The following is a 22,720-nucleotide window of genomic DNA, read 5'->3' on the forward strand; positions in this document are numbered from 1 at the left end:
CCGCTCCCGATGCTACGCCTGCCGAGCCGCCTGGTGGCGCCCCGCCGAGAAGAGTGCCACGCGCCCTCTTGACCGCCCGCCCGAGAGCACGGGAGGCTGGCCGCATCCGCACCCGAGCGAGAGGTGATCGGCATGGGGCTGTCGACACGAGCGGCGCGCGCACACGCGTCCGTGGACACGGTGACCGCGTTCTTCGAGCGCATGAGCGGTCTCGCGGACGATCCCGACGCGCTCGACTTCACGTTCGGCAACCCGCACGAGATGGCGCTGCCGGGGCTCGTCGACGCGCTGCGGTCCAACATCGAGCCGCAGACCTTCGAATGGTTCGCGTACAAGGCCAACGAGCCGCCCGCTCAGGAGACGGTCGCGGCAGGCCTGCGCGACGAGCTCGGCCTGGACTTCGAGCCGGCCGACATCGCGATGACGCAGGGCGCGTTCGGTGCGATCTCGCTCGCGTTCGCGCTGGTCGCCGACGCCGGCGACGAAGTGGTCATCCCCACCCCCGGCTGGTTCTGCTACACCCCGATGCTGCACGCGGCGAACCTCGTTCCCGTCGAGGCGCCGCTGGACCCCGAGACCTTCGACCTCGACATCGCCGCCGTGGCGCGCGCGATCACGCCGCGGACCCGCATCGTGGTCGTGAACTCGCCGTCGAACCCGACCGGCCGGGTCTTTCCGAAGGAGACGTGGGACCACCTCGCGGCGCTGCTGGATGAGTTCTCGCACCGCCACGGCCACCGCATCTGGATCCTGTCGGACGAGCCCTACCGGCGCATCCGCTTCGACGGCATCGGGTTCGACAGCCCGGCCGCGTCATACCCGTGGACGATGATCGACTACAGCTACGGCAAGGTGCTGCTCGCTCCCGGCCAGCGACTGGGCTACCTCGCCCTGTCGCCGCTCCTCCCGCGCGCCGAGCGCGACGAGCTGCGGGAGTCGTTCATGTCCCTGCAGCTCGCGATCGGCTGGGGGTTCCCCAACGCGCTCATGCAGTACAGCGTCCCGGCGCTCGAGTCCGTCTCGATCGACATCCCCGAGCTCGAGCGCAAGCGCGATCGGCTGGTGTCGGAGATGGAGGCGGCCGGATACCGGCTCACCCGCCCGGACGGCACGTTCTACCTGTGGGGGCGGGCGCCCGGCGGGGACGGCGCGGCGTTCTGCGACGCGCTCTCCGCGCAGGGGGTCCACTTCATGCCGGGGACGATGTTCGACCAGCCCGCCCACTTCCGTATCTCGCTCACGGCGACGATGGACACGATCGAGCGCGCGCTGCCCGTGATCACCGAGGCCGGGACGCAGCCCCCCGCCGGGTGAGCGCAGCGCGCACCGCGGGTGCGACCTCGGTCGCGAGCAGCTCGATCGAACGCAGCGTCTCGCGCTGCCCCAGCCCGCCCAGCCCCACCTGCGCGAGGAAGCGCGTGTGGCCGAGGACCTCGTGCTCCCACAGGATCTTGTCGACGATCTCGGCGGGGCTCCCGGCGAACAGAGCGCCGCGCGGCGACGCCCACGCGTCGAGCGCGTCGCGATCGAGGCGTCCGGCGCGAGGCATGTTCTGCGAGATGTACCCGGAGTAGTGCGGGAAGAAGGTGTCCCGCGCACCCTGCGAGGTCTCCTCGACGTAGAAGTGCGACGTGACGCCGAGGCGTCCGGGCGTCGCGCCCGCCTCGGCCGCGGCCTGGCGGTACAGGCGCGCGAGGGGCTCGAAGCGGGCCGGAGCACCGAGGATCGCCAGGTACATCGGCAGCCCCAGCCGCCCGGCGCGCACGACGGATTCCGGGGTTCCCCCGACGGCGAGCCACACCGGCAGGTCGCCGACCGGCCGCGGCCACACGCCGGCATCCTGCAAGGGCGCCCGCGTGGTGCCCCGCCACGAGACGGGATTCTCGTCGCGCAGCCGCAGGAGCAGGTCCAGCCGGTCCTCGAAGTACTCGTCGTAGCGGTCCAGCGACTGCCCGAACAGCGGGAAGGACTCGACGTACGCGCCCCGGCCCGCGGTGATCTCGGCCCGGCCGCCGCTGAGGAGGTCGAGCGTGGCGAAGTCCTCGAACACCCGCACCGGGTCGGAGCTCGACAGGACCGTGACCGTGCTTGTGAGGCGGATGCGCTCGGTGCGCTGCGCCGCGGCGGCGAGCACGAGCTGCGGAGACGACACGGCGAAGTCGGCGCGGTGGTGCTCGCCGACGCCGAACACGTCCAGGCCCGCCTGGTCGGCGACCTCGGCCCAGGTCAGCAGCTCCTCGAGGCGCCGGGCCGGCGGGATCGGGATGCCGTCCGGGTCGTGGGTGAGCTCGCCGAAGCTGAAGACGCCGAACTCGAACCCCGCCGCGCTCATGCGGGGTCGCCCGCGACGGCCACGATCCGCTCGCGCACGTGGGCCGCGGCGTCGGCGAGCTCGTCGGAGTCGATCCCGTGTGCGAGCCCCGGGTACACGCGGACCTCCGCCGTCGCATGGCCGGCGAGCCAGGCGCCGGTTCGTGCGACCGCGTCCGGATGGATGACGCGGTCGGCGTCGCCGCGACCCCAGAACACGCCGGGCCGGGCGTCGCGCAGCGCCGCGTCGGCCGGCTGCTCGGCGGCCTGCACGAACCCCGCGAACACCACCGTGGCGGCGATGCGCTCGGGACGCGTGCGCAGCAGCTGGGTCGCCATGAGCCCGCCCTGCGAGAACCCGACGGGCACGAGCCGGGCGCCGGCGGGGAGGTTCTCGTCGACCCAGGCCCAGATCGCCTCGGTCGCCGCCGCGACAGGCTCCGGCGCGGGGTTGCCGGGGGACGTGATCGCGAACCACGCCGCACCGCCGTTCGGCATCGCCAACGGCGCCCGCAGGGAGGCGAACGGCAGGTCGAAGGACGAGGCGAGGCCGACGAGGTCCCGTTCGTGCGAGGCGAACCCGTGCAGGAGCAGAGCGACGACGGGCGTGGCGGCATCCGTCGCCCCGGACGAGACGACCGCGGCGGGGATCCTCATCGCGACAGCAGCTCGTCGGTCGTGGTGCCCGGCAGCGCCACCGTCACCTGCGTGCCCCACGGATCGCGCGTGACGATGGTGCGTCCGTCGTCGCCGAAGTCGACGCCCGTGGTGCGCAGGCGTGCCGCGAGCGCGTCGAGGTCGGCGCGCGCGGGAACGGTCACCGCGACGTCCCCGAGTCCCAGACGTGCGGCGCGCGGGCCGGCGCCGCGGCTGTTCCAGATGTTCATCGCGACGTGGTGGTGGTAGCCGCCCGCCGACGCGAACAGCGCCCCGGGGTAGCTCGAGACCGTCGTCTCGAAGCCGATCGTGTCGATGTAGAAGTCGCGGGCGGTCGAGACGTCGCCGACCTGCAGGTGCACGTGGCCGACGCGGCCGGCGAGCGCCGGCCCGGCATCCACGGCCTCCTGCGTGAGGTGACGGCGGAGGTAGTCGTTCGGGTCGAGGTACAGCGTCGCCATCTTCAGCTCGCCGCCGATGTCGTGCTGCCACTGCTCGCGCGGGCGGTCGGTGTACAGCTCGATGCCGTTGCCCTCGGGGTCGGTGAAGTAGAAGGCCTCGCTCACGAGGTGGTCGCTGGAGCCGGTGAACCGCGTGCGGGGGTCCTGTGCGGCCCGGTAGACGGTCGCGGCGAGGCTCGGGGCGTCGTCGAAGAGGAACGCGGTGTGGAAGAGGCCCGCTTCGCGGGGGTCGACGCCGGGGAGTCCGGGCGTGTGGATGAGCCGCACCATCGGAACGTCGCCGCGACCGAGGACGCGGTGCACCTCTCGGCCCCGCGCGCGCTCCTCGATCGGGTCGAGCGCGAGCGCGTCGGCGTAGTACGTCGACATCAGCTCGAGATCGCCGACGCGCAGGCTCACGGCGTCCATGGCGGTGTCGGGGTTGATGATGCGCTCGTCGGTCGGCGCGGCTGTCGCGGTCATGAGGTCCTGCTCGTTCCGTTCGGTGGGTTGTGTCGAGAGTAGCCAATTTTAGTTGTAGGTGCAACTAAAATTGATGCACGGAGTCGAACTTCCATTCATGGGCATATATTCCGCACAGCCCTTGTTCCCCCGCTTCGGCGGTCCGGATGACGTGGACCGCACGACCCGCGGACACTCCGCGAGCCGATTCGAGAACCACTCAGGAGGCTCCTCATGACAGATGCACGATTCGACGGCCGCACCGTCCTCATCACCGGCGGCGGTTCGGGCCTCGGCCGGGCCACGGCCGTCCGGCTGGCCGCGGAGGGTGCGAAGCTCGCGCTCGTCGACATCTCGGAAGCAGGACTGGCCGCCACCGCGGAGGCCGTCCGCGAAGCCGCTCCCGGCGCGGAGCTGATCACGGTGCTCGCCGACGTCTCGCAGGAGGCCGACGTCCAGCGCTATGTGGACGAGACGCTGGCCGCCTTCGGCCGCATCGACGGCTTCTTCAACAACGCCGGCATCGAGGGCAAGCAGAATCTCACCGAGGACTTCACCGCGACCGAGTTCGACCGCGTCGTCGCCATCAACCTGCGCGGCGTGTTCCTGGGCCTCGAGAAGGTGCTGGGGGTCATGCGCGGCCAGGGCGGCGGCGCGGTGGTCAACACCGCGAGCGTCGGCGGCATCCGCGGTGTCGGCAACCAGTCCGGCTACGCGGCGGCGAAGCACGGCGTCGTCGGGCTCACGCGCAACTCGGCCGTGGAGTACGGCGCCGACGGCGTACGCGTCAACGCCATCGCCCCCGGAGCGATCTGGACCCCGATGGTCGAGAACTCGATGAAGCAGATCGACGCGGACAACCCCCGCAAGGCGGCGGAGCAGTTCATCCAGGCCAACCCCGCCAAGCGCTACGGCGAGGCGGCCGAGATCGCCGCCGTGGTGGCGTTCCTGATGTCGGACGACGCCTCCTACGTCAACGCCGCGGTCGTCCCGATCGACGGCGGCCAGTCCGCGAAGTACTGACCCCCGCCGGCGCAGCGGGTGCCCGCCCGCACCCGCTGCGCCATGCTGGAGGAATGGGTCCGCGAGCGATCGTCAGCATCGAGCTGCTCCTCGACGCTGACGCCGAGCAGACGGTGCGGGCCGAGTGGGACGCCCTCGCCGCAGCGGGGCTGTCCAGCCTCGCCGCGCACACCGCCGCGAGCAACCGCCCGCACGTGACACTCATGGTGCGTCCGCGCATCCCCGAGTTCACGGTCGAGGCGCTCGCGGACCGCCTTCCGCTGCGGGCCGATCTCGGGGCGCCGATCGTGTTCGGCACCGGCGACCGCCGCATCCTCGCGCGGTCGGTGATCCCCTCACCGGAGCTCATCGCCTTCCACTCGGCGCTGCACGCGACGATCTGCGCCGGCGACGACGCCCCGCACACGCAACCTGGTGCGTGGACGCCGCACGTGACGCTGGCGCGCCGGGTGCGCCGCGACGACCTTCCGACCGCCGTCGCGGCCGTCGGCGGCGAGGTGCGCGCGCGGGCGATCACCCTGCGTCGATGGGATGCGGCGTGCTCCGCCGTGACCGTGCTCGCCGGTGGCGCGACGCCCTGATCGGCCGCCGGTCCGTCCAGCAGACGGGACTCGTTTCGCGGGCTCCCAGCGGGCCCGCTTAGGATCGTGGGACCCGAACGACACTCTGACCCCCCACGGAGCGCGGTGATGACTGACCGATCCACCCCGAGATCGACCTCCCGTACCGAATCCGACGGCGTGCGACTGCCGCGCGCCGTCGCGGAGATCACCGGCTGGGTCCTGATCGCCGTCGGCGCCCTCCTGGCGATCGTGGCGACCGGAGCCGGAGCCGGAGCCGGCGGCGCCGCTGCGCTCCTCGCGGCCGGGGTCGCGCTGCTCCTGGTGGCACGCGCCGATGGGTTCTTCGGCCGCGTGCACGGCCTCCTGATCGACACCGGCATCGCCCCCGACCGCGACCGGACGTCGGAGCGTGCCGGCCGGGTGCCGCACCACCGCGCGACGCGCGCTCTCCTGGGCGAGACGGTGAAGGCGCTCAACGGCGCGGATCCGGCGTCCCCGTGGACGATCGAGCGGGACGGATCGTGGTCGACGGCCGAGGTCTTCGACTACGCGATCTACCGCCGCCACCAGGGGGCTCCGCCCGAGCGCATCGGAATCGACGTGGATCCGGACCCGACCTCCGACATCGGAGCGACGGCGCTGCGGATCGCCTCGTCGTTCTCCGCCGGCGGCGGACTCTACGACGCTGTCCTGGTCGTCGCGGCGAAGCTCGACCACGAGGACGCGGAGCGCCTGGAGCGTCTGGTGTCGCGTCTGTGCGGCGCACCCTGCGTTGCAGTCGCCGTCCAGGGCCTGGGCGTGCCGTCCGGCCCTCACCACCACGGCGACGCCGAGATCCTCCTCATGGCCGAGGCCCTCGAGCACATCACCACCGCGCATCGCGCCAGCGCTCCGCGATCGACGGCGGCCCCGTCGCCGCGTCCGACCGCCGAGCGGTATGCCCCCGCTGTCCAGCCCCCCGCCGCGCAGCCGCCCGCCGAGCCCGCGCGCCGCGAGACCGCGATGGCGTGGAGCGGCGAGGCATCCGAGCCCAGCACCCCCGCCCTCGGCACGGCGCCGGCGGCATCCGACGACTTCGCGGCCCTCCTGCAGCAGGCGTCGACCGACCAGCCGGCCCCGTCCCGACGGTCCCGCAGCCAGCGCTGATCCGACCACGGGGCGCCGCGATCAGGACCCGCGGCCGCGCCGCCAGGTTACGGTCAGGTGAACTCTCGCTCACATCGTTGACAATGCTCACGCGACTACGGGACATTGTCGTCCGGATACGTTCGTGCGTCGACGCAGCGATGCACGATGACGACACTGCTCAGCCACTGGGGAGGCTCCCGATGATCGACGATGAAGAGAACCAGCCCGACTCATCCCGCGCGAACGGCGTCTCGCGCCGGACCATCGCGAAGGGCGCCGCGTGGGCGATCCCGGTGATCGCGATGGGCGCGACCGTGCCGACGGCGGTGGCTTCGCCGCAGGGCGCACCGACGCCTCCGTGCGTCACCGCACTCACGAACGACTCGATCAACTGGGTCGTCGACAACGTCAAGTACGCCGAGTCCGGGCATACGTGCAACAGCTACGATTCCCACCGCGATGTGCGCCTGACATTCGAGGTCCTGCAGGACTGCCAGCACGACGTCACGGTCCAGGTCCGCAACGTCGTGGGCAACTCGGTCTGGTGCGCCTGGAACAGCCAGACGCTGTACCTGCTCAAGACCTCGCCCGCGGGCAGCGGCCTCGACCTCACCTTCCCCGCGACCGGCGATCGGCCCACGAACATCAACAACGGCTACGTGTCGTCCTCGTGCAACATCACCGCGTACGAGTCGGCGAACGACGGCATGCACATCAATCCGTGCGCGCCCGGCGGTCCGTACTTCGAGTACCGGTACAGCACCGACTACAGCGGAAGCGTGGCGACGGCGACCTGGTCGGCCTGGTTCGGCTGGGGCGACGTGGGCACGGTGCCGCTCCCCCCGTCCTGACCCGCAGCACCATCCCCCCAACACGGTCACGGCCCCAGCCAGTAGGTTGGGGCCGTGACCGTTCCCATCGATGCCACCGCCACGTCCGCCTGGGCCCAGCTCTCCTCGCTTCGCGACAGCTTCACCCCCGACCTCCGCGCGTGGTTCGCGGCGGACCCCGAGCGCGTGGAGCGCTTCACGCTCGCGCTCGGCGACCTGCACGTCGATCTCTCGAAGAACCTCGTCACCGACGAAATCCTCGCCGCGCTGGTGAAGCTCGCCCATGAGACCAGCGTCGCCGAGCGCTACGCCGCGATGATCTCGGGCGTGCACATCAACACCACCGAGGACCGCGCGGTGCTGCACACCGCCCTCCGCCGCCCCGCGGGTGCGACGCCCGCGCTCGTGGTCGACGGGCAGGACGTCGATGCCGACGTGCAGGACGTGCTGGCGAAGGTAGCGGCCTTCGCCGAGCGCGTGCGCTCGGGCGACTTCGCCGGCGTGACCGGCAAGAAGGTCACGCACGTCGTCAACATCGGCATCGGCGGCTCAGACCTCGGGCCCGTGATGATCTACGAGGCCCTCAAGCCCTATGCGGATGCCGGGATCGAGGCGCGGTTCGTCTCGAACATCGACCCCACCGACCTGGCGCAGAAGACGGCCGACCTCGACCCCGAGACGACCCTGTTCATCGTCGCCTCGAAGACCTTCACGACCCTCGAGACGCTCACCAACGCACGCCTCGCACGCGACTGGCTGTGGACGAAGCTGGCCGACGCGGGGGTCATCGGCGACGACGAGCAGTCCCGGACGGATGCCGTCGCCCACCACTTCATCGCGGTGTCGACGGCGCTGGACAAGGTCGCCGCGTTCGGCATCGACACCGACAACGCGTTCGGGTTCTGGGACTGGGTGGGCGGCCGCTACTCCGTCGACTCGGCCATCGGCACCTCGCTGGCCATCGCGCTCGGCCCCGACGTGTTCGCGGAACTCCTCGCCGGCTTCCACACCGTCGATGAGCACGTGCGCACGACCCCGCTCGAGGCCAACGTCCCGGTGCTGATGGGCCTGCTCAACATCTGGTACACGAACTTCCTCGGCTCGCAGTCGCATGCTGTGCTGCCCTACGCGCAGCAGCTGCACCGCTTCGCCGCGTACCTGCAGCAGCTGACGATGGAGTCCAACGGCAAGTCGGTCCGCTGGGACGGCTCTCCGGTCACCACCGACACCGGCGAGGTGTTCTGGGGCGAGCCGGGGACGAACGGCCAGCACGCGTTCTACCAGCTGATCCACCAGGGCACGCGCCTGATCCCGGCCGACTTCATCGCGTTCGTCAACCCGGCGTATCCGCTCGAGGACGACGGCCGCGACGTGCACGGCCTGTTCCTGGCGAACTTCCTCGCGCAGACCAAGGCGCTGGCGTTCGGCAAGACGGCCGCCGAGGTCGAGGCCGAGGGCACGACGGGCCCGCTCGTGGCCGCCCGCACGTTCGCCGGCAACCGCCCGACGACGTCGATCTTCGCCCCCGCGCTCACCCCTGCCGTGCTCGGCCAGCTGATCGCCCTGTACGAGCACATCACGTTCACGCAGGGCGTGATCTGGGGCATCAACTCGTTCGACCAGTGGGGCGTCGAGCTCGGCAAGCAGCTCGCTCTGCAGATCGCCCCGGCGATCGAGGGGGACGACGAGGCCCTCGCGGCGCAGGATGCCTCCACGCGCGCGCTGCTGGAGTACTACCGCGCCCACCGCGGCTGAGGCACGCCGTAAGACGCCCGGCCCCCGCCGGGCGGCGCGGGGTCGTCAGTCCGCGACCGAGACGTCCACCTGGATCTCGTTCGCGAGGCGCTCGAGCTCGGCCGTCACATCGGCGGGGTCGACGGATGCCGGCACCCGCACCATCACGTCGGCCTCGAACAGGCGACCGCCGAACATGGCGGCCTCGCGCGTTTCGGTGGTCATCGCCTCGATGCTGAGGTCGTGATCGCGCAGCACGGCGGAGATGTCGCGGACGATTCCGGGATGGTCGTTGCCGAGCACGTGGAACGTCAGGTGACGGGCGCCGGCGGCATCCGCTCCGGCGTTCGCCCCGGTGTGGACGGTGACGGCGAGGAGGCCCTCGAGCGCGGCGAGCGCCGCCCGCAGCTCCTCGGCCCGGTCGTCGTCGACCGAGACCTCGATGACGCCGGCGAAGGCGCCGGCGAGCTCGGCCAGCTGGCTGCGCTCCCAGTTGCCGCCGTGGGCTCCGACGATGTCGGCGACCGAGGCGACCAGACCGGCGCGATCGTCGCCGACGACGGTGAGGACGAGAGAAGTCACCCCGCCAGCGTACCCAGCCCGGACCGTCCGTGTCGGGGCGGGAGGGGTGGCGACCCGGCTCGGACCGGTGCATGATCGACCCGTCCCCCTGCTTCAGAGGAGCCGCCCTCATGCCGGATGCCGCCGACGCGAGCCGCGCACCGCGCTGGAGCGTCGACCTCCCCGATCTCACCGGCCGCCGCGCCGTCGTGACCGGCGCGAGCGACGGCGTCGGCGCGGAGATCGCACGCGGACTCGCTCGCGCAGGGGCCGAGGTGATCATGCCGGTGCGCTCGAAGGCGAAGGGGGAACGGGTGATCGCGGGGATCCGCGAGGACGATCCCGCGGCGTCCCTGTCGCTGCGCTCGCTCGACCTGTCGTCGCTGGCCTCGTCGCGCGCCCTCTCCCGCCAGCTGCGCGCCGAGGGCGTCCCGGTCGACATCCTGGTGCTCAACGCCGGCGTCATCCGGCTGAAGGACCGCGTACGCCACGTGACGGCGGACGGCATCGAGCTGCATCTGCAGACGAATGCCCTCGGCCACGCGCTCCTGGTCGCGGACCTGCTGCCGCTGCTGCGAGCCCGGGGCGCGCGCGTCGTGGCGCAGTGCAGTCTCGCGACCCGCCGCGCGGCGATCCCGTGGCGCGACGTGAATCTCGAACGGGGTTATCGGCCGATGCGCGCCTACGGGGCGTCGAAGGCCGCGCTGGGTCTGTTCGCCGTGGAGCTGGCGCGCCGCAGCGCGGCCGGCGGGTGGGGGGTGACGTCGCTGCTGTGCCACCCCGGCACGGCGATGACGAACATCGCGCCCGCGGACTCTCCCCTGCGGCGCGGCCTCGTCGGCCGGCTCGCGCAGGCGCTGTACGAGCGCGGCATCGGCCTGCAGAGTCCGGCCGAGGCCGCACTCCCGGCGCTGTACGCCGCGACGAGCCCCCACGCGCACAGCGGCGACATGGTGGTGCCGTCCGGGATGTTCGAGATCGCCGGTGCTCCCGCGCTGCGCGAGCCGTACCGCGCTCTCACCGGCCGCGCGGAGGCCGCGCGGGTCTGGGACCTCGTGACCGAGCTCACCGGCGCGCACTTCCCGGATGCCGGCGGCGCCTCCGATCAGGCGACGCCGAACAGCGGCGGGAACACGAACCCCACCCCGAGCACTCAGCCGGCCTAGAACACCCTGCGGCGGCGAGGTGTGCGCGGCGTCGCCTACAGCTCGCCGGGCGACGTGGCCTGGGCGTCGATCTCATCGACGATGCGGCGCACCGGCGTCACGGCGGCGCCCGGCTTGCGCGGCGCGTAGACGACGAGCGAATGGAACACGAACCGCACGATGAATGCGACCAGCAGGGTGATCCCGGTGGCCAGCACCGCCGAGATGTGCCAGGTCTCGACCAGCAGCGCCATGACCGGGATGCGGACCAGGGCCTCGACGTTGTTGAACGTGAACGACTTCGCGAACCTGATCCAGCCGGCCGAGGCGGCCGCCCGCATGTCGTGGAAGACGAAGCGCTCCAGCAGCAGGAAGTTGCCGATGATCGTCACCTCGGCGCCGACGACGGCGGCCAGGACGTACCCCACGCCCAGCTGCGTCAGAGCCCACACGATCGCCATGTTCGCGATCGCCCCGAGGCCGCCGATGAGCGCGAACACCGACATCTTCCCGAACCGCAGCGCCGTCAGCTGCGTCAGGAAGTGGATGCCCTGCCGGACGCTCGCCTTCGAATCGCCGGCGTGACGGGGCGCGAAGTCGAACGGCACCTCGGCGACCCGCATGGTGCGGCGCGCGAGGATCTCGAGCAGGATCTTGAAGCCCCGCGGCTGCAGGATCGCCTGGTCGACGGCGCGCCGATCGATCAGGAAGTAGCCGGTCATGGGGTCCGAGACCTCGCGCAGGCGGATCGGGAACATCGCACGGGTCACGGCGGTCGCCGCCTGCGAGACCAGGACCCGGGTTCGGTCGGCGAGCCCGCCGGAGGTCCCTCCTCCGACATACCGCGACGCCACGACGAGGTCGACGTCCCCCCGTCCGAAGCGCTCCCACAGGTCGCGGATCGTCTCGGGCGGATGCTGCAGGTCGCCGTCCATCACGACGCACGCATCCGCTTCGGCGAGGACGAAGCCTTCCAGCACGGCGCCCCCGAGGCCGCCGGTCGAGGCCTCGCGGTGCACGAGGCGCACCGGGAGCGGGGCCGTCTCGGCCGCCTCGAGCACCGCCGCGGGAGTGTCGTCGGTGCTGTCGTCGACGAACAGGATCTCGGCGTCGATGCCCCGCACCGCCGCGCCGATGCGCCTCACGAGCTCCGCGATGTTCGGAGACTCATTGAAGGTCGGGACGATGATCGAGAGCTGCACCGTCTCTATCGTCGCATGCGACGGATCGGAAGCATGCGGCCGTCACCCAGGAAGCATCCGCGAGAATGGACCGCATGACTTCGCCCTCCACGATCACGATGTTCGGCGCCGACTGGTGCCGCGACTGCGTCCGCACCAAGACCCAGCTCGACGGCCTCGGCGTCGCGTACACGTACATCGACCTCGTCGCCGACCCCGACGCCGCCGACGTCGCGCGCGAGATCTCGGGTCGCACCAACATCCCGGTGGTCGTCTACCCCGACTCCTCGCACCACGTCGAGCCCTCGAACGCCGACGTCGAGGCGAAGCTGCGCGAGCTCTCGCTCATCTGACCCCCGCGCGGGAGCTCCTCTCACTACTGTGGAGGCGTGGACGGCGATCGGTCGGTGCACGGGATCCTCGGACCCCGCGCGCTCCTGTGCCGGCGCGCGCTGACCGGCGAGCACGGCGTCTGCCTGCCGCCCCTCACCGACCATCACGTCCACCTGCACCTGATCGACGAGCACCGGCTCGCCGCCGGCGGCATCGCCGCGGTGCTCGACCTCGGGGGCGACCCGGCGAGCCTCGCACGACGCGACCGTGACGGCATGCCGCACGCGGCATACGCCGGAGCGTTCCTCACCGCACCCGGCGGCTACCCCTCGGGCCGGAGCTGGGCACCACCGAGCATCGTTCGCGAGGTCGGCGATCCGTCGCTGCACCCCGGAGTCCCGTCCGGTGCGGCGACGGCGGTCGACGAACAGGCCGGATTCTCGGCGTCCGTCGTCAAGGTCGCCCTGAACGCCGCCGCGGGACCCGTCTTCGACGCGGCGACGCTCGAGGCGATCGTCGCGTGCGCGCACGAGCGCGGACTGCCCGTGATCGCGCACGTCGAGGGGGAGGGCATGCTCGCGCTGGCCCTCGAGGCCCGCGTCGACGCCCTCGCCCATGCGCCGTTCAGCGAGTGGGCGGACGGATCCGCCATCGCGCGGGCGATCGCGCTGCGCCAGCGGTGGATCTCGACGCTGTCGATCCACGACGGGGCCGATCGCGAGCGCGCGCGGCTGAACCTCGAGGCCTTCGCCCACGCCGGGGGACGCGTCCTGTACGGCACAGACCTCGGCAACGGCGATCGACCGGTCGGGGTGGATGTCGATGAACTCACCGCACTCGACACCGCCGGCATCCGCGGCCCCGACCTGATCGCGACGCTCACCGAGCCGTGGCCGCCGTCTCCGGCGACCGCTGGCGTCGCGACCTTCGTCCCCGGCCACCCGCCGGCGACGCTGGATGAGGTCCCGGCGTGGCTGGCCGGCGCGACCGTGCTCCCGGCGGAGGAGCTCGTGCACGAAGCGGAGTGAGCGTGCCTCTAGGCTGGCCGCATGCCACGACGCCGGGTGTGCCACGCATCTGTCGGATTCGCCCGCGCGCGTGAATCGGTGACGGCGTGATCACGCAGCTGTGGACGGCCCTGATGCTGAGCATCGCCGTCGTCGGCGCGGGAGCGCCGCTGGCGCGGTGGACCGCACGCGGTCTCGGCCTGCCGACCGCCACCCGGGTCGCACTCATCCCGCTCACCGGGCTGACCTTCGTCGGCGTCGCGACGCTCATCGCCGGCCACCTCCACGTGCTCGGCCCGTGGCTGCCGTACGGGCTCGCCGCCGGAGGCGCCGTGCTCGCGCTCATCGGCTTCCGCGAGAACGCCGCGCCCGTCGCGCAGGGCTGGGCGGGCGTCGTGCGCCACGTGCGGTCGCACCCGGTAGCGCTCATCGCGACCTCGCTCGCCCTCGTCCTCGCGCTCGTCTGCACCGCCGCAGCCCCGTTCCGGATCGACGAGATCGAGTACCACTGGGCGGCTCCGGTGGCCTGGGCCGAATTCGGGGGCTGGAACGACAGCCCGTTCAAACACGTCGACGGCTACCCGCTGATGGAGATCATCTACACCGCGGCCGCGACGCAGGGATCGTACGTCGCCGCGCACCTGCTCCACTTCATCTCGTTCCTCGCCCTCGGCTTCGCCCTGGCGGGCCTCGCGGGGAGCCTCGGTGTTCGCGGGACCGGCGTCACCGCCGCTGCGGGCCTCGCCATGCCGGTCGTGTGGGACTCCTCGTACGTCGCGTACAACGACGTTCCCGTCGCCGCCACCACGATCGCGGCCGCCGCCGTGGTCATGGGGTCGCGGAAGCGACGAGTGCAGGCCGCGTGGCTCGCGGGCGGACTCATCGCCGTCGGGGTCTCCATCAAGCCGAACGGGATCGTCGGCGTCGGCGTGGTCGGCCTCATGATGCTGATGAGGTACTTCTTCGAGCGGCGGGATGCCGCGGCGTCCGCGGCAGGCACGCCTGCACCGCGGTTCTCGTCGCTCGTGCGCGAAGGACTCGTGCTGATCGTCCTGCCGCTCGCCGCCCTGGCGTTCTGGCTCGTCCGGCGGTACGCGATCACGGGGGTCTTCCTCGCCGCGGACGGCACGCCGAGCGGGGAGGCGCTGGCACGACTGCCCTCGCCGCTGCAGCAGGCGCTGGCCCCGCTCCTCCCGTTCGCGGGGAGCATCATCGGCGGGTCCGAGCCATGGGGCGGCCGGCTCGGGGTCGTCCTGCTGCTGCTCATCCCGGCGATCGCCTACGCGATCTGGCGGCGCGGCGACGTGCTGCGCCGCTTCTCGCTCGCCATCGTCCCCGCGTTCGCGCACTGGATCGTGCTGGGGCTGCGCATCGTCCGCACGCGCTTCCACATCGCCGCGTGGGGGCTGATGGTGATCGCCGTGCGCATCCCCCTCGAGGATGCGATGGTCCGCCGCCCCCGGCTCCGGTTCTGGCTGGAGGCCGGATGGACGCTGTGCATCCTGGTCGGCCTCGCGGATGTGTCGATCGAGATGGTCAAGCGCATCGCGACCCTGATCCCGCTGGGCTGACCGCTGTCCCCAGGGGGCATGGGGCGACGCGGCGGACGCTTACACTGGCCCGATGAGCACCGACGCACCCGACGCCGGCGCCGCCGCGGTCACCGCCGACCCTGCGCGCGCACGCCTGTCCCCCGGCACGATCGCCCGCTATGCGACGGGATCGCTCGGCACCGGAGGATTCGCGACGCTCCCCGGCCTGGTGCTGGCCTACTACCTCACCGACTCGCTCGGCGTCGCCGCCCTCGCGGCGGGTGCGGTCATCGCCGCCGCCAAGATCTGGGACGTCCTGATCGACCCGGTGATCGGCGCCCTCACCGACCGCGACCTCGCCCGGCACGGCACGCGTCGCCGGCTGATGCTCGTCGGCGCCGTCGCGCTGCCGGTGTTCTTCGCCCTCACGTTCGCCGTACCGTCGGCGCTGGGACCCGTCGTCGGCGCTGTCTGGGTGCTGGTGTCGTTCACGCTGACCGCGACGGCGTACAGCCTCTTCCAGGTGCCCTACATCGCCCTGCCCGCGGAGATGACGCGCAGCTACGACGAGCGCACGCGCCTGCTGTCGTGGCGCGTCGTGGTGCTGACGTTCGCGATCCTGGCGTTCGGAGCCGGAGGCCCGGCGCTGCGCCGCATCACCGACGATCCGGTCCTCGGCTACCTCGTGATGGGGATCGTCGCCGGAGCCGTCATCGCCGTCGGGATGCTGGTCGCCACGACGGTCGCGCGGCGGCCCGTCGCCGCGTCCGTCGATCCGGTCACGCCGGCGCCCGCCCCCGAGGACGTCCCGCGATCGAAGGCCGGCATCGGCATCCGCGAGCACTACGCGTCCGGCATCCGCGCCCTCCGCCGCAGCCGCCCGTTCCGCGCGCTGCTGGCCACTTTCGTGCTGCAGGCGCTCGCGACCGGCCTGATGCTCGCCGGAGCGCAGTACGTCGCCACGTGGGTCCTGCACTCCGAGGCCGCCGTCGAACTGCTCTTCGTCGCCCTCATCGCCCCCGCACTGCTGGCCGCCCCCGCGTGGGGCGCGGTCGCCCGCCGTGTCGGCAAGGAGCGCGCCTTCGCCGTCGCGAGTGTCGTGTTCGCCGTCGCCGCCCTGTCCATCGCCGGTGTCGCGTGGGCCCCGGGAGCCTGGATCTACATCCCGGTCGGCATCGCCGGCATCGCGTACGCCGGCATGCAGTCGCTGCCGATGGCCATGCTCCCCGACGTCATCTCGCACGACGAGCGCGCCAACGGGCCCGGCCAGGCCGGCGCGTTCAGCGGGCTGTGGACCGCGGGCGAGACCGTCGGCTTCGCCCTGGGCGCGGCGGCCCTGTCGGTCATCCTCGCCGTGACGGGGTACGTGTCGTCGACGGCCGGCGCCACCGTGACCCAGCCCGAGGCCGCGGTGACCGGCATCATCGTGAGCTTCAGCGTCGCGCCCTCGATCCTCATCGCGGTGAGCCTCGTGACGCTCGCCCGCTACGGGCTGCGCCGGCACGACATCGAGTCGCACGCCGACTGAGACCGCGTCCGGCAACCCGACGTACACTGTCAGCGTCCCCGCCCGAAGGAGAGCGCTCGATGCCCGAACCCGCGCGACGAGGCCGCGACCGCACCGATGACGCGCGCGCGTTCGCGAAGCTCGACGCCGCCATCGCCGACCTCCACGAGGGGGCGCGCGCGTGGGCGGCGCTCACCCTCGCCCAGCGGGCGCGCCTGCTGCGCAGCATCCGCGCCGCCATGGCCTCCGCCATCGACGACTGGGCCGACGTCGCATCGACGTCGAAGGGCCTGGAGCCGGGGCACCCGCACCGCGGCGAGGAGTGGCTGGGCGGCCCGTACCACGCGATCACGCTGGTGGACGGCATGACCGCGGCGATGGACCGGCTCGCCGCCGGCCGCAGCACGCTGGACGGCATCCGCGTCGACGCCGCGCCCGGCGGGCGTGTGCGCGCACAGACGTTCCCGCTGACGGGCGCCGACCGGTTCCTGCTCTCGGGATTCACCGGCGAAGTGTGGTTCGAGCCGGGCGTCACCGCCGACGACGCGCGGCGCGAGGCGGGCCTCGGCCAGCTCGCCCCGGACGTCTCGGGCGGGGTCGGACTCGTCCTCGGCGCCGGCAACATCTCGTCGATCCCCGTCGCCGATGTGCTCTACGAGCTGTTCGCCCACAACCGCGTCTCGCTGCTGAAGGTGAACCCGACCCAGGACGACCTGGTGCCGGTGTTCGAGCGCGCGCTCGCTCCCCTGATCGGTCCCGGCTTCCTGCGCGTGGTCACCGGCGGCGCCGACGTCGGCGAGTACCTCACGGCGCACGAGGACTTCGCCCACGTGCACATCACCGGCTCGGCGGCGACGTTCGACGCGATCGTGTGGGGCACGGGCGATGACGCAGCGGCGCGGCGCGCGGCGGACGACCCGCGCCTGAAGATCCCGATCTCAGCCGAACTCGGCGGCGTCTCGCCGATGATCGTCGTTCCGGGCGAGTGGTCCGACGCCGACATCGCGTACCAGGCCGAGCACGTCGCCACGATGCGCCTGGTCAATTCCGGCCACAACTGCATCGCGGGTCAGGTCGTGCTCATCAGCGCGGACTGGCCGCAGCGCGACGCATTCGTCGAGGCGCTGCGCGCCGCGTACGCGGCGACCCCCGAGCGACCGGTCTGGTACCCGCGCAGCGACGAGCGCATGCGCGCGTTCGAGGACGCGCACCCCGATGCGGAGTGGTTCGCGCGCCGCACGCGCGCACTCGTCGAGGTCCCGCTGGGCTCGGACCCGACCGCCGTCGAAACCGTCGAGCAGTTCGCGCCCGTGATCGGGATCGTCGAGGTCCCGGGCCTCGGGCAGGAGTTCCTGGACGCCGCGGTCGCCCACGCCAACGACCGGCTCGCCGGCACGCTCGGCGCGAACATCATCATCGACCCCGCGACCGAGGCGGCGCTCGGCGACGGCTTCGAGCGGGCCGTCGCGGACCTCCGCTACGGCGACATCGCGATCAACACGTGGACCGCGTTCAACTTCACCACCGCGGGGCTGACGTGGGGCGGCTACCCCGGCGGCACGATCCAGGACGTGTCGAGCGGCATCGGCGTCGTCCACAACGCGCTGCTGCTCGACCGCGTCGAACGCTCGGTGGCGCGAGGACCGTTCCGCCCGTTCCCGCGGTCGGTCGGCACGGGGGTCTTCACGATCCTGCCGACACCGCCCTGGTTCGTCACGTCGCGCACCGGCGCCGAGGTGTGCGAAGGGCTGACGCGCTACCACGCCTTCGGCAGCCTGCCGGGCCTGGCCCGGACGCTCGCGAAGGCGATGCGCGCGTGAGGCGGCGGGCCGGCGACGCCCTCACCGCCGACTACATCGTGGTCGGCGCGGGCTCGGCCGGCGCGGCGCTGGCGGCGCGACTCTCGGAGGACCCGGCGGTCACGGTGCTGCTGCTCGAGGCAGGCGGCCCAGACACCAAGCCCGAGCTGCACATCCCCGCGGCGTTCTCGAAGCTGTTCCGCGGTGCGTACGACTGGAACTACGACACCGTGCCGCAGCCGCACCTCGAGGGGCGGTCGGTCTTCTGGCCGCGCGGCAAGACCCTCGGCGGATCGTCGTCGCTGAACGCGATGATGTGGGTGCGGGGGTTCGCCGCGGACTACGACGAATGGGCGGACGCCGCGGGCCCCGCGTGGTCGTGGGACGCACTGGTCCCGTACTTCCGCCGCATCGAGCGCACCGACGCCCCCGCCGACGACACGCACGGCACCGACGGCGCACAACCGGTCGAGACCGCACGCGACCCGCGACCGCACACCCGCGCGTTCCTCGCGGCCGCGGCCGAGCTGGGGTACCCGGTCACGCCGGCGAACCTGCCGAACGGTCAGGGGTTCTCGCAGACGATGCTCACGCAGCACCGCGGTGCGCGCGCGTCGACAGCCGACGCCTACGTGCGGCCGGCCCGCCGGCGGCCGAATCTGCGGGTCGTCACCGGAGCGCACGTCCGCCGCGTGACGTTCCGGGACGGCCGCGCGACCGGCGTGTACGTCGAGATCGACGGGATCCCCCGGCACGCGCTCGCCCGCCGCGAGGTCGTCCTGTGCGGCGGAGCGGTGAACACCCCGCAGCTGCTGATGCTCTCGGGCATCGGCCCCGAGGACGACCTCGCCGAGCACGGCATCGATGTCGTCGCGGATTCCGCCGAGGTCGGCGCAAACCTGCAGGACCACCTCGTCGCCGGTCTCGCCCCCGAGGCGACCGGCGGCACGCTCTACGGTGCCGAGCGTCTGCCCGAGCTCGCCCGGTACCTCGCGCGCCGGACCGGGATGCTGACCTCGAACGTCGCCGAGGCGTACGGGTTCGTGCGCACCGAGGTCGCCGACTCCGCCGGAGCGGCGGCCGGTCTCCCCGACATCGAGATCATCTTCGCGCCCGTGCCGTACGTCGGCGAGGGGCTCGTGCCGACGCCCGGCGAAGGCGTGACCGTCGGGGCGATCCTGCTTCGGCCGCGCAGTCGCGGCAGCATCCGTCTCGCCTCGGCCGACCCGCTGCGCGCCCCCGTGATCGACCCGGCGTACCTCACCGACCCCGACGGCCTCGACGAGCGGACGCTGCTGGCGGGGCTCGCGGTGTGCGATCGGCTCATCGCCACCGACGCGCTCGGCGCCGTCACCGCGGACGGCTGGATCCAGCCCGACGGCGCGGAAGCGATGACTCCCGACGAGCGCGCGCGGGTCGCGCTGCACCGCCACGCGCACACCCTCTACCACCCGTGCGGCACGGCGCGGATGGGGTCGGATGCGGCATCCGTCGTCGATCCCGAGCTGCGCGTGCGCGGCGTGGACGGGCTGCGCGTGGCCGACGCGTCGGTGTTCCCGACGATCATCCGCGGACACACGCACGCGCCCGCCATCCTGGTCGGCGAAGTGGCTGCCGACCTGATCCGGGGCGTGCGCGCGGGCGTCTGAGGACTAGCGGGCGCCGGGAGCCGCGGTGCCGCGGCTCGCGCGACGGTTGGTGCGGCGGCCCGGCTGAGCCTGCGCCGGCGCGGGCGTCGACGTCGAGAAGGCGGGAGCGGCGGCGGAGCGGGACGCGCCGTGCGCGCGGCCGGCTGCGGGCTGGCCCTCGGCCGGGCGCCGGCCGCGGGTCTGCCCCTGGCCCTGGCGCTTCGCCTTCCCGTTGCCGCCGCCCTGGCCCTGACGGGCCTCGCGGGCGGCGCGCTTGCGCTGCGCGTTCGCACCCTGGCTCTGACCGGGCTGCGCCGCGACCTTCGGGGCGGGCGCGACGTAGGCGGCGACCTCGCCGACGAGGGTCGTGACCTCGGCGGACGAGGCATCGACGGCGACCGGCGTCGCGGTGATCGCGGCCTTGCGCAGCAGCTGCGAGACGTCGCGGCGCTGCTCGGGAAGCACGATCGTCACGACCGAGCCCTCGGCGCCGGCGCGTGCGGTGCGGCCCGAGCGGTGCAGGTACGCCTTGTGCTCCATGGGCGGGTCGACGTGGACGACGAGCTCGACCTCGTCGACGTGCACGCCGCGCGCGGCGACGTCCGTGGCGACGAGCACCTTCGCGGTCCCGGCCGAGAACGCCGCGAGGTTGCGGTCGCGCGCGTTCTGCGACAGGTTCCCGTGCAGGTCGACCGACGGGATGCCGCGCGCCGTGAGCTGCTGGGCGAGCTTCTTGGCCTGGTGCTTCGTGCGCATGAACAGGATGCGACGGCCGGTGCCCGACGCGAGCGTGCGCACGAGCTCCTTCTTCGCGTCGGTGTCGACGACCGTGAAGACGTGGTGGGTCATCGCGGCGACGTGCGACGTGGCCTCGTCGACCGAGTGCATGACCTCGTCGCGCAGGAAGCGCTTCACCAGCTTGTCGACGCCGTTGTCGAGCGTCGCGCTGAACAGCAGCCGCTGGCCGCCTGCCGGAGTGGCGGAGAGGATGCGGGTGACGACCGGGAGGAACCCGAGGTCGGCCATGTGGTCGGCCTCGTCGATGACGGTGATCTCGACGGCGTCCAGGCGCAGGTGGCCCTGGCCCTTGAGGTCCTCGAGGCGCCCGGGGGTGGCGACGACGATGTCGACGCCGGCGCTGAGCGCCTGCACCTGGCGGTTCTGGTTGACGCCGCCGAAGATCGTGGTGGTGACCAGGCCCGCGGCGCGCGCGAGGGGCTCGAGCGTGGCGTTGATCTGGGTCGCGAGCTCGCGCGTGGGGGCGAGGACGAGGCCGCGGGGGCGGCGGCCTCGCTTCGAGGCGCCGTCGCCGGCCAGACGCGCGGCGAGCGGGAGCGAGAAAGCCAGGGTCTTGCCGGAGCCGGTCTTGCCGCGGCCGAGCACGTCGCGGCCGGCGAGGGTGTCGGGCAGCGTGTCGGCCTGGATCGGGAAGGGGGTGGTCTTGCCCTCGGCCGCGAGGACGTCGACGAGGGTCTGGGGCACGCCGAGCGCGCCGAAGGTGATGTCGGTCATATGTCTCCGGGCACACGGGTGCCCTGTTCGGTGCCGCGTCGGATCTCGACTGCGGATCGCCGTGCGAAAGATGTCAGCCGGCTTCGTCCGTGGACGGCGGCGAGGGAAGCGTTCTACGACGCAAGAAGCGCGTCGGAGCGCTGCCAGTGACTCCAGGCTATCAGCGCGCGGCTGTGCATCCGCTGTCCCGGCGATCCGCCCCGCACGGCGAGGCACGGGTTTCTCCCTGAGACCACGGATTCTCGTCGAGACCCGCCCCGAATCCGCCGTGTCTCAGCGGGTGCCCCGGGTCTCAGCGGATGCCCCGCGTCTCGGGGCGATCGGGGCGCGCGTCAGTCGGCGGCGAAGCGGTCGGTGGCCTCGCGCAGGGCGCGGGCGATGCCGGGCTCGGATGCCGCGTGCGAGGCATCCGGCACCACGACGAACTCCGCCTCGGGCCACGCGCGGTGCAGGTCCCACGCCGTCATCATGGGCGTGCACACGTCGTAGCGGCCCTGGACGATGACGCCGGGGATCTCCTTCAGCGCCGTCGCCCCGTTCACGAGCTGATCGGGCTCGAACCACCCGCCGTGCACGAAGAAATGGTTCTCGATGCGCGCGAACGCCGTCGCGGCGGCATCCTCCGTCATGCCCGCCACGAGCTCCTCGTCGGGCAGCAGCGTGAGGGTCGCGGCCTCCCACCGCGTCCAGGCGACGGCCGCCGGGACGTGCACGGCCGGGTCGGGGTCGCCGAGCCGACGGTGGTACGCCTCGATCATGCGGTTGCGCTCGAGCACCGGGATCGGGGCGATGTAGTCCTCCCACAGGTCGGGGAAGATCGCCGACGCGCCGCCCTCGTAGAACCACTCCAGCTCGTGGCGGCGCAGCGTGAAGATGCCGCGCAGCACGATCTCGCTCACCGCGTCCGGGTGCGACTGGGAATACGCGAGCGCGAGCGCGCTCCCCCACGATCCGCCGAACACCTGCCACGTGTCGATGCCGAAGTTGCGGCGCAGCAGCTCCATGTCGGCGACCAGATGCCACGTCGTGATGTGGCGCAGGTCCGCCTCGGGCTGACTCATGTGGGGCGTCGAGCGTCCGCATCCGCGCTGATCGAACAGGATGATGCGGTACTTCTCGGGGTCGAAGAAGCGCCGGTGCCACGGCGAGCAGCCCGCCCCGGGGCCGCCGTGGAGGAACACCACGGGCTTGCCCTCGGGATTGCCGCACTGCTCCCAGTACATCCGGTGGCCGTCGCCGACCAGCAGCTCACCGGTCTCGTACGGCTCGATCGGCGGATACAGGATCTCTTCGAGCTGTGGATTCACAGGCTTCCCCCCGGAATGCCTCGCGCGACGCAGGCTGCGACACGTGCACTTCGGCGCCGTG

20 protein-coding genes are annotated in these 22,720 nt (G+C 72.5%); 13 read left to right on the plus strand and 7 right to left on the minus strand.

Going from position 1 to position 22,720, the window contains the following annotated elements; all coding sequences use genetic code 11:
- Positions 1–132: 132 nt before the first annotated feature.
- Positions 133–1,314, plus strand: a complete 1,182-nt coding sequence (locus HD594_RS01760) for an aminotransferase class I/II-fold pyridoxal phosphate-dependent enzyme (protein ID WP_184749299.1) — start codon at positions 133–135, stop codon at positions 1,312–1,314.
- On the opposite strand, the gene HD594_RS01765 is transcribed toward HD594_RS01760, so the two are convergent.
- From HD594_RS01765 to HD594_RS01775, 3 genes are read right to left on the minus strand one after another with little or no spacing between them, the layout of a single operon-like run.
- A complete protein-coding gene (locus tag HD594_RS01765) occupies positions 1,280–2,332 on the minus strand; it encodes an LLM class flavin-dependent oxidoreductase (protein ID WP_184749300.1) in 1,053 nt (350 codons plus the stop codon). The genes HD594_RS01760 and HD594_RS01765 overlap by 35 nt on opposite strands.
- Positions 2,329–2,967 (minus strand): alpha/beta hydrolase, encoded by a 639-nt coding sequence (locus HD594_RS01770; RefSeq protein ID WP_184749301.1) that lies wholly within the window; start codon positions 2,965–2,967, stop codon positions 2,329–2,331. The genes HD594_RS01765 and HD594_RS01770 overlap by 4 nt, the downstream gene beginning before the upstream one ends.
- A complete protein-coding gene (locus tag HD594_RS01775; RefSeq protein ID WP_184749302.1) occupies positions 2,964–3,890 on the minus strand; it encodes a VOC family protein in 927 nt (308 codons plus the stop codon). The genes HD594_RS01770 and HD594_RS01775 overlap by 4 nt, the downstream gene beginning before the upstream one ends.
- 213 nt (positions 3,891–4,103) lie before the next feature.
- On the opposite strand from HD594_RS01775, the gene HD594_RS01780 reads away from it, so the two are divergent.
- The 5 genes from HD594_RS01780 to pgi all read left to right on the plus strand — a co-directional run bounded on the left by HD594_RS01780 (position 4,104) and on the right by pgi (position 9,168).
- On the plus strand, positions 4,104–4,892 hold the full coding sequence (locus HD594_RS01780; RefSeq protein ID WP_184749303.1) for a glucose 1-dehydrogenase: 789 nt from the start codon (positions 4,104–4,106) through the stop codon (positions 4,890–4,892).
- Positions 4,893–4,945: 53 nt separating this feature from the next.
- A complete protein-coding gene (locus HD594_RS01785) occupies positions 4,946–5,473 on the plus strand; it encodes a 2'-5' RNA ligase family protein (RefSeq protein ID WP_184749304.1) in 528 nt (175 codons plus the stop codon).
- A gap of 108 nt (positions 5,474–5,581) precedes the next feature.
- Positions 5,582–6,601: a hypothetical protein gene (locus HD594_RS01790; protein WP_184749305.1), complete on the plus strand. Its 1,020-nt coding sequence runs from the start codon at positions 5,582–5,584 to the stop codon at positions 6,599–6,601.
- A gap of 182 nt (positions 6,602–6,783) precedes the next feature.
- A complete protein-coding gene (locus tag HD594_RS01795; RefSeq protein ID WP_184749306.1) occupies positions 6,784–7,434 on the plus strand; it encodes a hypothetical protein in 651 nt (216 codons plus the stop codon).
- 54 nt (positions 7,435–7,488) lie between these two features.
- On the plus strand, positions 7,489–9,168 hold the full coding sequence (gene pgi, locus HD594_RS01800) for a glucose-6-phosphate isomerase (RefSeq protein WP_184749307.1): 1,680 nt from the start codon (positions 7,489–7,491) through the stop codon (positions 9,166–9,168).
- A 45-nt stretch (positions 9,169–9,213) separates the two neighbouring features.
- On the opposite strand, the gene HD594_RS01805 is transcribed toward pgi, so the two are convergent.
- Complete coding sequence (locus HD594_RS01805) at positions 9,214–9,729, minus strand: glycine cleavage system transcriptional repressor (RefSeq protein ID WP_184749308.1); 516 nt, start codon at positions 9,727–9,729, stop codon at positions 9,214–9,216.
- A 71-nt stretch (positions 9,730–9,800) separates the two neighbouring features.
- On the opposite strand from HD594_RS01805, the gene HD594_RS01810 reads away from it, so the two are divergent.
- Positions 9,801–10,874, plus strand: coding sequence for an SDR family oxidoreductase (locus tag HD594_RS01810; protein WP_246413825.1), 1,074 nt, complete (start codon positions 9,801–9,803; stop codon positions 10,872–10,874).
- 35 nt (positions 10,875–10,909) lie between these two features.
- Here the strand turns inward: HD594_RS01810 and HD594_RS01815 are convergent, their stop codons facing one another.
- Entirely contained in the window at positions 10,910–12,055 is a 1,146-nt protein-coding gene (locus tag HD594_RS01815) for a glycosyltransferase (RefSeq protein WP_184749309.1), read from the minus strand.
- Positions 12,056–12,129: 74 nt separating this feature from the next.
- Here HD594_RS01815 and HD594_RS01820 point away from each other — a divergent pair, with 74 nt between their 5' ends.
- From HD594_RS01820 to HD594_RS01845, 6 genes are all read left to right on the plus strand, one after another.
- Positions 12,130–12,387 (plus strand): glutaredoxin family protein, encoded by a 258-nt coding sequence (locus tag HD594_RS01820; protein ID WP_184749310.1) that lies wholly within the window; start codon positions 12,130–12,132, stop codon positions 12,385–12,387.
- Positions 12,388–12,423: 36 nt separating this feature from the next.
- On the plus strand, positions 12,424–13,395 hold the full coding sequence (locus HD594_RS01825; protein ID WP_184749311.1) for an amidohydrolase family protein: 972 nt from the start codon (positions 12,424–12,426) through the stop codon (positions 13,393–13,395).
- A gap of 86 nt (positions 13,396–13,481) precedes the next feature.
- Positions 13,482–14,945, plus strand: a complete 1,464-nt coding sequence (locus HD594_RS01830) for a hypothetical protein (protein WP_184749312.1) — start codon at positions 13,482–13,484, stop codon at positions 14,943–14,945.
- Positions 14,946–14,997: 52 nt separating this feature from the next.
- Entirely contained in the window at positions 14,998–16,434 is a 1,437-nt protein-coding gene (locus HD594_RS01835; RefSeq protein ID WP_184749313.1) for an MFS transporter, read from the plus strand.
- A 59-nt stretch (positions 16,435–16,493) separates the two neighbouring features.
- Positions 16,494–18,233: an aldehyde dehydrogenase family protein gene (locus HD594_RS01840; RefSeq protein WP_184749314.1), complete on the plus strand. Its 1,740-nt coding sequence runs from the start codon at positions 16,494–16,496 to the stop codon at positions 18,231–18,233.
- Positions 18,230–19,861, plus strand: coding sequence for a GMC family oxidoreductase (locus HD594_RS01845; RefSeq protein ID WP_184749315.1), 1,632 nt, complete (start codon positions 18,230–18,232; stop codon positions 19,859–19,861). The genes HD594_RS01840 and HD594_RS01845 overlap by 4 nt, the downstream gene beginning before the upstream one ends.
- Before the next feature lie 3 nt (positions 19,862–19,864).
- Here HD594_RS01845 and HD594_RS01850 read toward each other — a convergent pair whose 3' ends face one another.
- Together HD594_RS01850 and pip are read right to left on the minus strand one after the other, a co-directional pair.
- Positions 19,865–21,352 carry a DEAD/DEAH box helicase gene (locus tag HD594_RS01850; protein ID WP_184749316.1) on the minus strand — a complete coding sequence of 496 codons (1,488 nt, stop codon included), beginning with the start codon at positions 21,350–21,352 and terminating at the stop codon, positions 19,865–19,867.
- A 332-nt stretch (positions 21,353–21,684) separates the two neighbouring features.
- Entirely contained in the window at positions 21,685–22,659 is a 975-nt protein-coding gene (gene pip / locus HD594_RS01855) for a prolyl aminopeptidase (RefSeq protein WP_184749317.1), read from the minus strand.
- Between the last annotated feature and the right edge of the window lie 61 nt (positions 22,660–22,720).

Origin of the sequence: Microbacterium thalassium, from assembly GCF_014208045.1 — a bacterium.
Lineage (GTDB): Bacteria > Actinomycetota > Actinomycetes > Actinomycetales > Microbacteriaceae > Microbacterium > Microbacterium thalassium.